The 15,075-nt window shown below is 35.7% G+C and carries 15 protein-coding genes; 14 read left to right on the top strand and 1 reads right to left on the bottom strand.

The window, feature by feature from the left end:
• Positions 1-20: 20 nt before the first annotated feature.
• From BN986_RS05120 to rpe, 4 genes are read left to right on the top strand one after another with little or no spacing between them, the layout of a single operon-like run.
• Positions 21-470, top strand: coding sequence for a PTS sugar transporter subunit IIA (locus BN986_RS05120; RefSeq protein ID WP_052400646.1), 450 nt, complete (start codon positions 21-23; stop codon positions 468-470).
• A gap of 34 nt (positions 471-504) precedes the next feature.
• Positions 505-786, top strand: a complete 282-nt coding sequence (locus BN986_RS05125; RefSeq protein WP_040978575.1) for a PTS sugar transporter subunit IIB — start codon at positions 505-507, stop codon at positions 784-786.
• A gap of 14 nt (positions 787-800) precedes the next feature.
• Positions 801-2,126, top strand: coding sequence for a PTS galactitol transporter subunit IIC (locus BN986_RS05130; protein ID WP_081922124.1), 1,326 nt, complete (start codon positions 801-803; stop codon positions 2,124-2,126).
• A gap of 21 nt (positions 2,127-2,147) precedes the next feature.
• Positions 2,148-2,792 carry a ribulose-phosphate 3-epimerase gene (gene rpe / locus BN986_RS05135; protein ID WP_040978576.1) on the top strand — a complete coding sequence of 215 codons (645 nt, stop codon included), beginning with the start codon at positions 2,148-2,150 and terminating at the stop codon, positions 2,790-2,792.
• A 198-nt stretch (positions 2,793-2,990) separates the two neighbouring features.
• Here the strand turns inward: rpe and BN986_RS05140 are convergent, their stop codons facing one another.
• Positions 2,991-4,616, bottom strand: coding sequence for a PucR family transcriptional regulator (locus tag BN986_RS05140; RefSeq protein WP_040978578.1), 1,626 nt, complete (start codon positions 4,614-4,616; stop codon positions 2,991-2,993).
• Positions 4,617-4,808: 192 nt separating this feature from the next.
• Here BN986_RS05140 and BN986_RS05145 point away from each other — a divergent pair, with 192 nt between their 5' ends.
• The 10 genes from BN986_RS05145 (at position 4,809) to BN986_RS05185 (ending at position 14,791) form a co-directional block, all read left to right on the top strand.
• Entirely contained in the window at positions 4,809-5,978 is a 1,170-nt protein-coding gene (locus tag BN986_RS05145; RefSeq protein ID WP_244444945.1) for a M20 family metallopeptidase, read from the top strand.
• A gap of 83 nt (positions 5,979-6,061) precedes the next feature.
• Positions 6,062-7,234 carry an iron-containing alcohol dehydrogenase gene (locus tag BN986_RS05150; RefSeq protein WP_040978579.1) on the top strand — a complete coding sequence of 391 codons (1,173 nt, stop codon included), beginning with the start codon at positions 6,062-6,064 and terminating at the stop codon, positions 7,232-7,234.
• 56 nt (positions 7,235-7,290) lie between these two features.
• Positions 7,291-8,769: an aldehyde dehydrogenase family protein gene (locus BN986_RS05155; RefSeq protein WP_040978580.1), complete on the top strand. Its 1,479-nt coding sequence runs from the start codon at positions 7,291-7,293 to the stop codon at positions 8,767-8,769.
• A 416-nt stretch (positions 8,770-9,185) separates the two neighbouring features.
• Positions 9,186-9,329: a lmo0937 family membrane protein gene (locus BN986_RS26905; protein WP_148417065.1), complete on the top strand. Its 144-nt coding sequence runs from the start codon at positions 9,186-9,188 to the stop codon at positions 9,327-9,329.
• A gap of 674 nt (positions 9,330-10,003) precedes the next feature.
• On the top strand, positions 10,004-11,272 hold the full coding sequence (locus BN986_RS05160) for a PTS sugar transporter subunit IIC (RefSeq protein ID WP_040979204.1): 1,269 nt from the start codon (positions 10,004-10,006) through the stop codon (positions 11,270-11,272).
• A gap of 23 nt (positions 11,273-11,295) precedes the next feature.
• The gene (locus tag BN986_RS05165) at positions 11,296-12,249 is read left to right on the top strand and encodes a GNAT family N-acetyltransferase (RefSeq protein ID WP_040978581.1); all 954 of its coding nucleotides are present in this window, start codon (positions 11,296-11,298) and stop codon (positions 12,247-12,249) included.
• Positions 12,250-12,327: 78 nt separating this feature from the next.
• Entirely contained in the window at positions 12,328-13,026 is a 699-nt protein-coding gene (locus tag BN986_RS05170) for a PIG-L deacetylase family protein (protein WP_040978582.1), read from the top strand.
• Positions 13,027-13,043: 17 nt separating this feature from the next.
• Positions 13,044-14,117 (top strand): DUF871 domain-containing protein, encoded by a 1,074-nt coding sequence (locus tag BN986_RS05175; protein ID WP_040978583.1) that lies wholly within the window; start codon positions 13,044-13,046, stop codon positions 14,115-14,117.
• A 29-nt stretch (positions 14,118-14,146) separates the two neighbouring features.
• Entirely contained in the window at positions 14,147-14,455 is a 309-nt protein-coding gene (locus BN986_RS05180; RefSeq protein WP_040978584.1) for a PTS sugar transporter subunit IIB, read from the top strand.
• Positions 14,456-14,464: 9 nt separating this feature from the next.
• Positions 14,465-14,791, top strand: a complete 327-nt coding sequence (locus BN986_RS05185) for a PTS sugar transporter subunit IIA (RefSeq protein ID WP_040978585.1) — start codon at positions 14,465-14,467, stop codon at positions 14,789-14,791.
• Positions 14,792-15,075 lie beyond the last annotated feature (284 nt).

The raw sequence follows: 15,075 nt of genomic DNA on the forward strand, positions 1-15,075 counted from the left end.
CAAATATTGGAGGACACACCATGTATGTTGAAGAAGATTTAGTATTTTACAACCTAAAGTTGGATAATCAAAACCAATTGTTTGATTTCATGGCAAATCAGCTTGAGAAAAAAGGATATGTGACGGAGGACTTCCGTGATGCAATCAAAAAAAGAGAACAAGAATTTCCAACGGGACTCAAGCTGAATAATATGAATGTGGCCATTGTTCATACAGAAGCAGTTTATTCTAATACAGAAAAACTTGTAGTGATCAAGCCGGAACAATCAATAACATTTCATAATATAGAGGATTTAAAACCAATTGAGGTAGACTTAATTTTTGGTCTTATATTAAACAACAATGAAGGGCATTTAGAGGTTCTTAAGAAAATTAGTCAAATATTACAAGAAAAAGAAGTTATTGAATCTATTAAACAAATTGATTCACAAACGGCGTTAACAAATTTTATGCAAAAGCATTTTAATTAAATTAAAAAAACTATGATGATGAGGAGAATTAGATATGACAAAAAGAGTGATTATCGCATGTGGAGCTGGGCTGGCAACGTCAACAATGATTTTGGGGAAAGTGGAAAACATTTTGCAGGAAGCGGGGATTGATTATTCTATCACCCAAGTGCAAATTAATGAATTAGATTCTTATGATGGAAAGTCTGATTTATTTGTTACTTCCATGAAAGTAGATGAAACAAAATATAAAACACCGGTTGTTATCGGTACGCCTTTCTTAATTGGTGTTAATGAGGATGCAGTAAAAGAAAAGATTATACAAATACTTACGTAAAAGGGGGCTTTACAATGGGAATCATTGATTACTTTTTATCACTTGGATCAACTGTCTTTGTTCCGGTTGTCTTGATAATCATTGGAATTATTTTAGGGCAAGGAATATTACGAGCTATTCGTAGCGGTATTATGGTAGGCGTTGGATTTATTGGTCTTAACTTAGCAATTTCTTTAATTTCAGATATATTAGAACCAGCAGTAAATGAAATTATGCAACGCTTTAATTTTAATTTGACAGTGATAGATATAGGGTCTGGTGCAGCAGCAGGTGTAGCTTTTTCAACAGTTGTCGGTGCGCTCATCATACCAGCAGTCTTTTTATTAAATCTAGTGTTACTAGTAATTGGTTTTACCCGAACAATGAATATAGATATCTTTAACTATTCTCACTACGCTTTTACAGGTGCAGTTGTTCATTTAATGACTGGGAGCATTGTAATTGCTATGGGGGCTAGTCTTATTCAAGCGACCTGGTCGCTGTTATCAGCAGACTATACTGCAAAAAAAGTGCAGAATACGCTTGGAGTTGACGGGATATCCATTCCACAAGGTTATGCAGCTAGTACAGTGCCGTTATTTACAATACTTGAGAAGATTTATAATCGTATACCATTTCTACGTAATTCAAAATTAGATCTATCATATTTACAAGGAAAAATTGGAATGTTTGGAGACCCAATTATTATCGGTGTGATGCTTGGAATTATTCTAGCTTTGCTTGCTGGCTATAATTTTACAGATGGATCCAATCTGATGATGGGTGTAGTTGCGATTATTGTTTTATTCCCGCGTATGGTAAAAATTATTGTGGAGGGTCTGCTCCCTATATCAGAATCTGCAAAGGGATTCTTTAATAAATATTTTAAAGGTAAAGAAGTTTTTATTGGTCTAGATTCTGCATTAACACTAGGGTTGCCAATAACACAGATTGTTGGGACAATGCTTATTCCAATTACTTTAATTTTAGCAGTTATCCTGCCGGGGAATAAAGTGCTTCCTTTGGGTGATCTAGCGTTTGTCGCATTTTTTACCTGTATGGCAACTATTATCCACAATAATAATATTTTAAAAACAATAATCAGTGGTATATTAAATATGATTATTGTATTATATGTAGCCAGTTGGTTTGCCCCATATTTTAGTAGCCTTGCTGAAGGAAGTGGTGCAACTGAAATTCAAGGGCAGACGACGGCACTTTGGAATGGGAATATTTTTGATTTTATTATTGCCAATATAGGAAGAATTGGTTATATTGGATTAATTATTCTTATTCTTATTACTATACCTATTGGATTTTTTGTTAAAAAGAAGGTAGCACAACAATATACCAATAATTAGACAAGAAAGCAGGTGATATGAATGATTGTATCTCCTTCCATTTTAAATGCGGATTATTTAAATTTAGAAAGAGATATTAAGCAGTTAGAACGTGCTGGGGCAGATGCAATTCATATTGATATAATGGACGGGAGATTTGTTCAAAATATAACGTGGGGGCCTCCTACCGTTTCTGCAATTCGAAAAGTAACCAATTTGCCATTAGAGGTTCATTTGATGATAGATAAACCTGAATATAATATCAAGCACTATTTGGAAGCGGGCGCAGATATTATCATCATTCATCAAGAGAGTACAATCTTTCTAAGGAAAAACTTACAAGCTATTAAACAAGCTAAAGTACAAGCGGGAGTTGCTTTGAAGTTAGAAACGCCAGTTGAGACTATTGTCCATTGTTTAGATCTGATAGACGTGGTTCTATTGATAACTTGTGATGAAGGTTTTGGTGGACAGGTATTCCATCCTCAAGCTTTATATAAAATTTCACAGATAGTTAAGTTACGTGAGATGCGACATTTAAATTTTTCGATTGAGGTGGATGGGGGAATAGGGATAGAAACCGGAAAACAGTGTAAGGAAGCCGGTGCAGGGAGACTAGTAGCTGGATCATTTGTGTTTAATCATAGAAAGAAAAATGAAGCAATTCAAGCATTAAAGAGCTTATAAATATAAGTAATGTAGTGAATAATTGGTTATTGTTAATTTTCAGTATGTTTTATTGTTTCTTTGATTAATCTTGTTTACAAATTATACTTGATAGATAAGTAATCATAACTCCAATCAGCGGAAGAGGAAAAACTTTTCGCTGATTGGATTTTAGTTTTATAAGCCTCCTAAAAGTTATAACTTTACCAAAAATCCCTCCTAACCTTCAACGAATGAATCCATCGCTGTCATGGCCATTTGTAATAATAATAAATCTTTCAAATTCCCTAAATCCAGACTTGTTAGCTCTTGAATCATCTTTATTCGATAACGAACTGTGTTTCGGTGTATAAATAAGGCATTGGCTGTTTCATCATAATTCATATTATTATCCAAAAATACTTTTAATGTAGAGAGTAAATCACTGTTTCGCTTTTTATCATAATCGACGACCTTTTTTAGATATTCTTGAAACATTGATTGAGAAGCAGCTTTGGGGTTATCTGAGAAAAGAATTCGTTCCACATCCAAGCTTTGAAAGCTTCGAATATATAATTGACTCTCTTTAGCAGTATCGCTCTCCTCGATGCTGGTATAAGCAACTTGATAAGCCGAAATAGCTTCTTTGTAGCTGGTCGATAATGCTTCTATCCAAGCTTTCCTGCCAATTCCACCACAGAAAGAGGTAATATTTAGTTTCCGAATGGTATGGCGTATTTTATTTATAATAGATGTATCTTCTTCTGTACCCGATACTAAAAAGATATAACGATTTTGAGCATCAAATCCAATAAGTGTTTTTGGTAATACGACACGTAATTCATTTTCAAATTCGTTAAGTATATTTATCTTTTGCTGCCAAATAGGTATGTCGTTTTCGTTAGGTGAATTTTCTAAGTAACAATCTAATAAAACCACTTTATAGCTATCTCCTAAATCCCAATTTACTTCTCTGGCACGACGATAGATTACTTCTTGCTCTAGTATCTTACCTTCTAGTAATTCTGTTAAAAAGTCATTACGAAAATGCTGCAAAGTAGCAGAAGATGTCCGGATTCTTTCTATTTCTAAAACGGTAATGACAGAAGTTTGCTCTAACGCTGCTTTTTCCCATGCTTGCAGTTCGGAATGAGCTCCCCATAAAAATACACCACCAACAAGGCGATTAGAGCTATATAGCCAACGTACCGTAAATTCCGTATCATTCCAATTTGCATTTAGAATCGGCTGACTCTTTTGGCAGGATAGAGTGGATATTATTTTTTCTATTTCTTCTTGAGGAAATATTTCTTCGTGTGTATGGATAATTTGACTATAATCTCTGTTATAAATGGTTATTGGAACTTGTATGATTGTGTGCAGCAAATCAGCCAGGTTATATAAATTTCCTTTTACCTTTAAATGATGATGAAATTGTTCATAGACTTCATGCGTTTTTTGTAATTCATTTTCTTGTTTTTGATTAATCTGGGTAATGATAGGAACAATAACATCTGACCAAGAAAGATCATTCGGGAGTGAAACAATAGGTAAATTGTTTTCATCTGCGTAAGTTACAATCTTTTCCGGTAAATCAGGAATATATCTTCCAAGCTTCACTCCCACCCCAGCACAATTCTTACTTACCAAACTCTTCAACAACTTCATTACCCCTTTTTCCCATGCCTGATTACTGATAAAAGGATATCCAGTTGTTACGATAAAATCACCGCTTTTACACCATTGATAACCATCTGGAGCATCAATAAACGTTGCATTCAATACTTTATTTTCTATCCCATTACGACCGGCTAAAATGCTGGCTTGCTGAAAAGGGGCTAACTGCATCATATCTCTAATATTCATTCTGCCAATTCTCTCCTTTAGTAATTGGTTGAAAAGGATTATATTGTTCTATTGTACAAAAGATTTCGAAATATTTGTACTCTGTTACAATTACATTCGTGTTATATTAAGGGAAATCCTCTAAATATATTAAATTTTTAAAAAGCATTGTAGATAATGACAAATCTATTATTTATTCATGGAGGTAATGAATTGAGTAGACAAAGAGAGACAGAAGTGGAAAGAGAGAAATCAATAGCATTCTTACAAAGCTTAATCCGTATTAATAGTGTTAATCCTAAAGGAAATGAGCTGGAGGTAGCGAAAAAAATTGCTGCTTATGCAGAAGAGGGTGGTTTGCAGACAGAAATTAAAGCGTTTACAAAGGGGCGTGCGAATATTGTAGTCCGTTTGGAGGGAAAAGATTCTTCACGTGCTCCACTCGTTTTTAGTGGACATTTAGATACGGTGCCGATTGGAGATACACCATGGAAGTATGATCCCTTTTCAGGAGAGATTTCGGATGGGAAGATTTATGGACGAGGGTCCTGTGATATGAAAGGAGGCGTTGCAGCAATTATTGAAGCGATGATTCGGTTAAAACAAGCAAATGAAAAAACTGAAGCCGATATCATTTTTGCTGGAACTGCTGGAGAAGAAGTAGATTGTCTTGGAGCGAGAGAGTTGATGAAAGATAAATCCATTCATCATGCCGGAGCAATCGTTATTGCTGAACCAAGTAATGGAAGGGTTTTCAGTGCCCATAAAGGAGCCTTATGGCTAGAGATCGTTGTTTATGGAAAAACAGCACATGGGTCTATGCCGGAGCAAGGTGTTAATGCCATCGTCCATATGAATAATGTTTTAAATAAACTGATGGAGTATCGATTTCCATATGAAAAAGAGCATGCATTGCTTGGGAAGCCCAGCCTTAATATCAGTACAATTACTGGTGGAGTAAAGACAAATGTTGTCCCCGATCAATGTGTGGTGACGCTAGATATTCGAAGTATTCCCGAAATAAAACATGAAACGATCTTGGATAATATCCAAGCTATTCTGGATGAGATACATGCGGACAATGAAGATTTCCATGCTGTATTAACAGTAAAAAATGATTTACCCGCTCTTGGGAACGAGGAGAATCAGCCATTTATTAAATCAGCATTAGAACTGAATGCTGCATTAAACAAAATACATCCGACGGAAGCAGGAGCAAATTATTACACAGATGGATCTGTTTTTGGATCATTTTTAAATATACCAATCATTATTTATGGACCAGGGGATGAAAGGTTGGCCCACCAGCCTAATGAATATGTTGATATAGAACAATATATGAAGTCTATAACCTATTATGAAGAATTAGCGAAAAGTTATTAATAACCACATATTTTAGGAGGTGAGATAAAGATAGACTGCATGTTTGTCTAATTTTTAATAGAAATTTTAAAGGAGGAACTATCATGAGTGCAATTAAAAATACGGAGTTTTTAGCAAGAACAAAATTGGTAACTGGTTCTGGATCTGTTAAATTTCTAGCTGATGAACTAAAAAAGGATCACTATAAGAAGATATTGATTATTACGGATAAAGGAATTGCTGGCTCAGGGATCCTGGATAACATTCAAGCCATTCTTAAACCGTTAGATATAGAAACAGAAATTTATGATGACGTGAAGCCGAACCCAAGTGTGACGGCAACAGATGGGGCTTACGAAACGTATAAGGATAATCAAATTGAGGCTCTTATAGCAGTTGGCGGCGGCAGTGTCATTGATTTTGCAAAAGCTTTATCAGTGTTGCTTGCTAATGGAGGTTCCATTGCAGATTATTTTGGTTTTGATTTATATGAGGATACACCAACGCCCTTATTTGCTATTCCTACCACTGTTGGAACAGGAAGTGAAGGTGGACATGCAGGTGTAATTACCGTTGATAATGAAGCATTAAAGACGAAGAAATTATTCTTTGGAGAAGATTTATTCCCGAAGGTTGCCTTTTTAGATGGTGATTTATTAACAGGGATGCCAGGTGCTCTAGTTGCATCAACAGGAATGGATGCTTTGACCCATGCAATAGAAGGATACGTTTCTAAAAATGGAAGTGTGATTACAGATGCGCTTAATTTACATGCAGTCCGTGTGATAGGAACTGCGATTTTAGAGGCGTATTCGAATACAGATAATGAAGAAGCGATGAATAATATGGTACAAGCCAGTACATCTACCGGAATTGGGATGGCGAATGGCGGTCTTGGCTTAGTCCATGGTATTTCTCATGCAATTGGTGCCCAATACGATGCGCCTCATGGTATCGTAAATGCTATTTTGCTCCCTTATGTTTTGGAATACAACTGGGTGGCAAATCCGCATAAATTTGCGCAAATAGCAGAGGCGTTACGAGTAAATACATGGGGATTATCGGTAGAAGATGCAGCAAAAGCTGGTGTGCAGAGAGTAAGAGAATTAACTCGGGAAACGGGTATTCCTGAAAAATTAAGCGCGATAGGTGTACAAGAAGACAAAATTGATATCTTAACAGATATTGCTTTTGCTGATGAATTGTATATGGCTCCAAATCCGCGTAAAGTGACTCGAGAAGATATTTATAACATTCTTAAAGAAGCGATTAATTAAGGAAGCTTAAGTGATAAAATCCAAAACAATATGATGATAATGGAGGGAATTTTGAAATGACAGAGACGATAAAAATTTCAAGTAAAGTGACCAAGTTTTTATCTGGTACGAAGCAGTTATTTATTGATGGGAAATTTGTAGATTCTCTAAGTGGAAAAACATTTGAAACCTATAATCCTGCCAATGGAGACGTTTTGGCGCATGTTAGTGAAGCACAGGCGGAAGATGTAGATCGCGCTGCTCTGGCGGCAAAAAAAGCATTTGAAGATGGACCGTGGTCTAAAATGAGTGCGGCTGAACGAGGTAGATTAATGTTTAAATTAGGAGAATTAATTGACGAGAACAAACAGGAATTAGCAGAAATTGACGCGCTGGATAATGGGAAGCCGCTACATGAATTGCTCGGTAATGATATTCCAAATGCAGTCGGCCAATTTCAATATTATGCAGGCTGGACAACAAAAATTGTAGGACAGACAATCCCTGTAGCTGGTTCCTTCTTTAATTACACTCGCCATGAGCCAGTTGGTGTTGTCGGTCAGATTATTCCTTGGAATTTTCCATTAATGATGGCCTCATGGAAAATTGCTCCTGCATTAGCAACTGGATGTACAGTCATATTAAAACCAGCGGAACAGACTCCATTATCTGCTTTGTACCTGGCACAGCTGGCTGCAGAGGCTGGATTTCCAGAAGGAGTTATTAATGTTGTACCTGGATTTGGTGAGACAGCAGGAGATTCGCTTGTTCAGCATCCACATGTTAATAAAATTGCGTTTACCGGGTCCACTGCAGTAGGGAAATCCATCATGAAAAAAGCAGCGGATACGATGAAAAGAGTGACGCTTGAATTAGGTGGGAAATCTCCAAACATCATCTTGCCGGATGCAGATCTTACGAAAGCAGCACCAGGCGTATTCTCTGGGATTATGGCAAACCAAGGAGAAGTATGTAGTGCCGGGTCCAGAGTATATATTCAAAAGAATGCATTTGATAATGTAATGTCAGATTTGGTTACTTTTGCGGAAAGCGTGAAACAGGGAAGCGGGCTTTCCCCTGATACACAAATGGGACCTCTCGTATCTAAAGAACAGCAAGATCGAGTAGTGAATTATATTGATAAAGGTAATTCAGAAGGCGCTACCATGCTAACTGGCGGCGGACATTCTGATAAAGGTTATTTTGTAGAACCAACTATATTTGTTGATGCAGATGAAAACATGTCTATATCACGTGAAGAAATATTTGGTCCTGTAGTTGTTGCCATGCCATACGAAGATTTAGATGAGATCATTGAACGTGCAAACAATTCCCAATTTGGACTGGCAGCAGGATTATGGACAGAAAATTTAAGGAATGCTCATTATGTTGCTAACCGGTTGAAAGCAGGATCTGTCTGGGTAAACTGTTATAATGTCACCGATCCAGCTTCTCCATTTGGAGGCTATAAGGAATCCGGATTTGGCAGAGAGATGGGCTCCTATGCATTAGATAATTATACGGAAGTGAAGAGTGTTTGGATTGATTTAGAATAGCTAATTAACTCCCTTGTAGATATTACTGAAAACCAGTGTTTTTAAAACGTATGAAAAAGAATCCCATGAAATCATGATGAATCCAATGATTTCATGGGATTTTTCAATTCATCATTCAACAGAAAGCATATTGTTGAATTAAAAGAAACTATCAACGTATTTTTATTCAATAGCTGAAACTGATTTTATAACGAAAACAGGAGAGCGATATGTTTCTACATAGCATAAAACGAAACTTCACTCAGTGGGAGATTTACGGACGGTTCTCCATGATAAATATTATTGCTTTTCAGGTAGTCTTCATTTGGATGGGAATAACATACGATGTAACGCTTTAACGAAGGTTATAAAATTTTTGTTTATCAAAAATAAGAAAGGGGAAAGATTATTAAAAGAAGAAGTAAGGAGGTCAGACAATGCTTTGGACTATTCTAATTATCATTCTAGTTTTATGGTTACTGGGCTTCATTGGAGATATAGCTGGGAACCTCGTGCATATATTATTAGTTGTCGCTTTAGTAATACTGATTTATCGACTTTTAGTAGGCCGTAAACCTTAGGTGGATTTATCGCAGTGTAACTGGATGGGGCTGGAGATGCGATTACTCACCTCATTATAAAGAGTTGTGCGTCGAAAAATTTCCACTGAAGGAAGTTTCACTTTATTTACGAAGTGAGTAAATAAAGTGAAAAATAAGTGTATAAGATATATTAAAAACAGTGTGATCCCTTACCAAGGATTAATAGGTAGGATCACACTGTTTTTTATTTTATTGAGCACTAGTTCCCCTCTAATATTTTATGTGTAAAAATATTATATTGAAATAAAAAATCATATTTTTTATTTATTATATTGAATTATTATTTCAATTGATATAATATTAAAAATGTAATCGATTTCAGTAAGCGATTTCAAAAAGGAGGAGAGAAAGACTTATGATTTTATAGATAGAAAGGCTAAATAAGGCAGATTATGAATTTGAATAAGATGTTATCGGTGAATTCTTAAGAATGATGAACGAACAAGATGCTAATGGGATTTATTTTATATAGGGAAATATCCTGAATATAACAAATACATTAAATAAAATGATTACTATATTAAAATATCATTTCAGATTGATTTACTTAGGAGTAGTAACTAGTGAGGAATCTAGCATTCGAGAAAAACAGAAGGGTCTATTCATAAAACATTAAAATAATTAAAAGAAAGGTGTGGAATCCCGTGGCAGTGATGGAGAAATTGACGTATGTCATTGAGGAAAAAGTGGCTCCTCCTTTAATACGGATATCTCGAAATAGGTATCTTGATTCAATCCAAAAGGCTTTTATAACATTGATGCCATTTATTATTCTTGGATCGTTTTTTGTTCTTTTAGGCTCTTTTCCAGTCCAAGCTTGGCAAAATTTGATTGAACCAATTTCAGAACATTTGTCTAGTGCAAATAACGCAACAATGGGACTTTTATCTATTGGTCTTGCAACAGGCATTGGTTATTTTTTATCAAATTTCTATAATCAACGTGGTGAAAAAGTAGATCCATTTTCAGGTGCTATGATTAGTCTATTTAGTTTTTTGATTCTATTTCCTGTTGGTGTAAGCGAGGAAATAGGTGTTTATTTACCTGCAGATAATCTTGGAAGTACTGGTATGTTTACAGCTATTATTGTTGCAATTATCAGTACAGAAATTCATCGCTACTTAATTAAAAAAGATATTGTTATAAAAATGCCAGAAGGTGTACCTCCTATGGTTACAAATGCTTTTACTGCTTTAATCCCTGTGTTCGTTACGATGGTATTGTGGTGGACTCTGCGTTATATACTTCAAGTAGACGTTGCCGGTGTGATTATGGCTGGATTTGAACCAATTATTGCTGGAGGTACAAGTGCAATTGCTCAATTTAGTGGCTTTTTCGTTGATCGAATCCTGTGGTTTGTTGGAATTCACGGTAGTAATGTTGTTGGTTCTGTGATGACACCTGTTTGGATAGATATGCTAGGGGCAAACACTGCAGCGGCAGACGCAGGTGAAAAAATCCCTTATATTGCTAGTGCACAATTTATGGCTGAATTTGTTAGAGTAAGTCCACTGCCACTGGTTGTTCTCATGTTAATGTCAGCAGTTAAAAGATATAAAACATTAGGGAAATTAGCACTTGCTCCATCTATTTTTAATATTGCAGAGCCGATAATGTTTGGTTTGCCGATTGTTTTAAATCCTATTTTATTTGTTCCTTGGGTGTTTGGTCACTTATTCTTGTTTATATTCAGCTACTTTGTAATTTCTATTGGATTAGTGCCAGCACCTTTTGCTGCAATTCCATTTACTGTTCCAGGGCCTATCGCGGGTTACCTGGGTACGGGTGGAAGTTGGGCAGGAGCTTTACTTGCGACTATTAATCTTGTAATTATGTTCTTTATTTGGCTTCCATTTTATAAGGTTTTAGAAAAACAGACATTAAAAGAACAAAATGAAAAAGAAAAACAAAGTAATGACTAATCTTAAAAAGAGGTGATGAAGAAATGGACTCTGTGAAAATTAGAAACTATGCAAATAATGATGAAGAACAAGTGATTAAGGTATGGAATCAATGCTTAACGAAAGATCCTGTCAGTTCAGAAATATTTCACAAAAAAATATTATTAGATCCAAATTTTGATTCCGATTTATGTTTCATTGCAGAAGATGAAAATGGTTCCGTGATTGGTTATTGCCTTGGAATGGTTCGCAAATTTCCTTATGAAGATCGGGGAATGGAGCCGGAACGTGCATGGATTTCTGTAATGTTTGTTCACCCGGATTATCAACGAAAAGGGATTGGATCAAGATTAGTGAAAAAACTTGAAGAACAGTTTGAAAAGCTCGGGAAAACAAACATAACACTTGGTGCCTACAGTCCGAATTATTTTTTCCCTGGACCTGATAAAGATGCTTATGGCGGTTCCATTTCATTTTTTGAATCGTTTGGATATGAAATATTGGGAGAAGCTGTTGGAATGGATATGGTTTTATATAACTTTACCATACCAGAGGAAATTAAAGAGATAAGGAATCATTTGGAAAAGGAGCATGGTATTCAGGTTATTCCTTTTTCTAAGAAATACACGCTGTCTCTTTTAGAGTTTTTAAAAGAAAATTTCACAGGTGGCTGGGTACGGAATGTTCGGGAAACGTTGGAGAAATTTAAAGGAGAAGAACGAATTCTCTTAGCTGTAGATCAATATTCAAACATTGTGGGTTATTGTCAGCGTGCTATTGATGATTTGGAAGGACATTTTGGTCCCTTCGGTGTATCGGAAAAGGTACGCGGTAAAAAAATTGGGAGCGTTTTATTTTATGAAATGTTGTGGGACATGTATAGTAGAGGAATTTATCATGTCTGGCTCGCATGGACTAATGGTGGTGCCCAACGTTTTTATGATCGGGCAGGAATGAAAGTCATGAAACGTCATGCAGTAATGAAAAAGTTTAAATAAAAGTTAAGAAGCTTTATCATCCAATTGTTAATAATGTCACTTGAGTATTCTAAAATAATTTCACCAGGAGGATTTAAATTGAAGAAACAACATCATATTATGTCAATCGGAGCACATGCACTGGATGCCGAATTAATGGCGGGTCCAATCTCCATTAAGTATACGAAAGAAGGGCATCAAGCTTCCTTTGTCCATCTTACAAGAGGGGAAAGAGGAAATAAGAAGAAAACACCAGAGGAATATGGAAAACAGCTAGAAGTAGAGATGCCTAAAGTTGCCGAAGCAATGGGAGCGAGATCAATATGGACTGGTTATATCGCTGGTCAATTACCTCCTCAAGAAGTGATGGAAATGGATCTTTGTAAATTGCTTAGAGAAGAAAAACCTGATATTGTCGTTACCCATTGGCGAGGAAGCCTTCACCAACGTCATGTTTTGACACATGATATGGTTTTGACAGCTGTAAAAATGGCTGAAAATCCGAATATCGAAACAGGTCAAAAACCGCATCATGTGGATTATGTATATTTTGGAGAGAACTGTGAAGATTTAAATGGCTTTATACCACAAATTTATGTGGATATTAAAGATACATTTGATCAATGGTTTGAAGCGCTGTCACATTATGAATTATTCAGAGCGAATGAAGCCAATGTCCCGTATCAAGATTACTACCGGACGATGGCAACGATGCGGGCGATAGAAGTAGGCAATAGAAATCTTTCTTCTAAAGCGTTTATGCTTGCGACAAGGAAACAAGACTATTTGCATTTTTAAAAGAGGGGAGGGTTATCATGATTGGCATTTCGGTTTATCTATCGAAGGAAAATGAGGAGTTTAATCAAAAGTGGATCGAAAAAACAGCTAAAAATGGATTTTCTTCCATTTTTACATCGCTTCATATTCCAGAAGATGATACGAAGCTTTATAAAGAATTGCTCATCCAGTTAGGACGAGAAGCAAAAAAACATCAGATGGATTTATTTGCTGATATCTCTCCAAAATCATTTGAATATCTGAAGATAGATATAAATGATATAGATCAATTGTTGGAATGGGGTATCACAGGTCTCCGAGTTGATTATGGTTTAAGTGTGGAAGAGATTGTTCAACTATCTAAAAAAATGAAAATCTCTTTAAATGCGAGCACACTAACAGAAAAATTTCTGAAAGAATTAATCGATAAAGGATTAAATACCAGTCATACAGAGGCTGCACATAACTTTTACCCTAGACCAGAAACAGGTTTATCAAGAGAATATTTTATTAAAAAAAATCAATTATTGAAAAAATATCAAATTAAGATATCCGCCTTTATACCAGGAGACGGAATAAAAAGAAAGCCTTTATATCAGGGATTGCCAACATTAGAGGAGCATCGTGATACGTCATCAGTCCAAGCCTATTTGGATTTGAAGAAAAATGGGTTTGTCGATACGGTGTATATTGGAGATCCTTCCTTAACGGATGAAACGTTAGAAAAGTTTACTCTCCTATCACAGAGAATTATCCCGATTAGATATAGGGGTGAAAATAATCCGGAATTTTCCGTATTGCATACGTATTTAGAAGGCGTTCAAAGTAATCGGCCAGATCCGGCTAGAGATGTTATTCGTCTTGGAAGATCCCGAATCGATCTTCACGACAAAGTTCAATTAGACCCAATTCATACAACAAAGCGTAAAAAAGGGTCAGTTACAATTGATAATGATAATTATGGCCGGTATGCAGGAGAAATTCAGATTACATTAATCGATCTGAAACAAGATGATAAAGTGAATGTACTTGGTGAAGTTATTCAGCAAGATATGCCATTGCTAGATTTTATCGAGGAAGGAAGTCAAATCTTATTGCAAAAAGTAAAGTAATACAATCTAAAAAAGGGGATGGATTATACATGAATATTTTATTAGTATGTAGTGCAGGGATGTCAACGAGTTTATTAGTTACTAAAATGGAAAAATTCGCTAAGGAACAAAACAAAAATTATAAAATATGGGCTGTTCCGGAAGCAGAAGCAGCAAACCATATTCCAAATGCAGATGTTGTTTTAATCGGACCACAGATGAGGTTTTGGAAAAATGATGCTAAAAAAATTGCTCAACCATACAATATTCCTGTAGACGTTATTGATACGGTAGCTTACGGGATGAATGATGGTCCTGCGATAGTAGAATTTGCGGAAAAACTTGTTAATAAGGAATGAGGTAAAAATATGGAAGAGATGGAATCCATTTGTATGCAAATTATTAGTAATGCAGGAACGGCGAGATCACTTATCCTTGAAGCGTTACAAGAAGCAAGACAAGGAAACTTTTTAAAAGGTGAAAAAAAAATGAACGAGGCCAATACATTTTTTGTTGATGCACATCAAATACATGGGCAACTTATTCAAAAAGAAGCCCAGGGAGAAGGAGCCCCATTTTCTTTACTATTTATGCATGCTGAAGACCAATTGATGAATACAGAAACAATTAAGTATTTGTCTAAGGAAATGTTTTTTATGTATAAAAAAATGCAAGAAGGTAATGGGGGAATGTAATCTCGTAATTTTTTGATAGTTGGAACTTCATTTGTTCTATTTCACACATTAGGAAAGTATAAAATTTTAGCGACGGTTTTCGATGGGGCGAGTAACCGCAGCCCCAAAGAAAAATGTCGACGTAGTAAAAATTTTTAGGTATCAAGTATAAACGCAACTAAGGTAATCCTATGCCTTTCAGGCTTGGCTTGCCAAGTTTTCTTTATCGTATTACTTAAATTCTATACTTTAGACCTTTCGTAAAAGATTTAAAATTAAAAAGAAAAGTTGTGTCCCTATTAGAC

This window comes from Oceanobacillus jeddahensis (assembly GCF_000750635.1).
Classification (GTDB): domain Bacteria; phylum Bacillota; class Bacilli; order Bacillales; family Amphibacillaceae; genus Oceanobacillus; species Oceanobacillus jeddahense.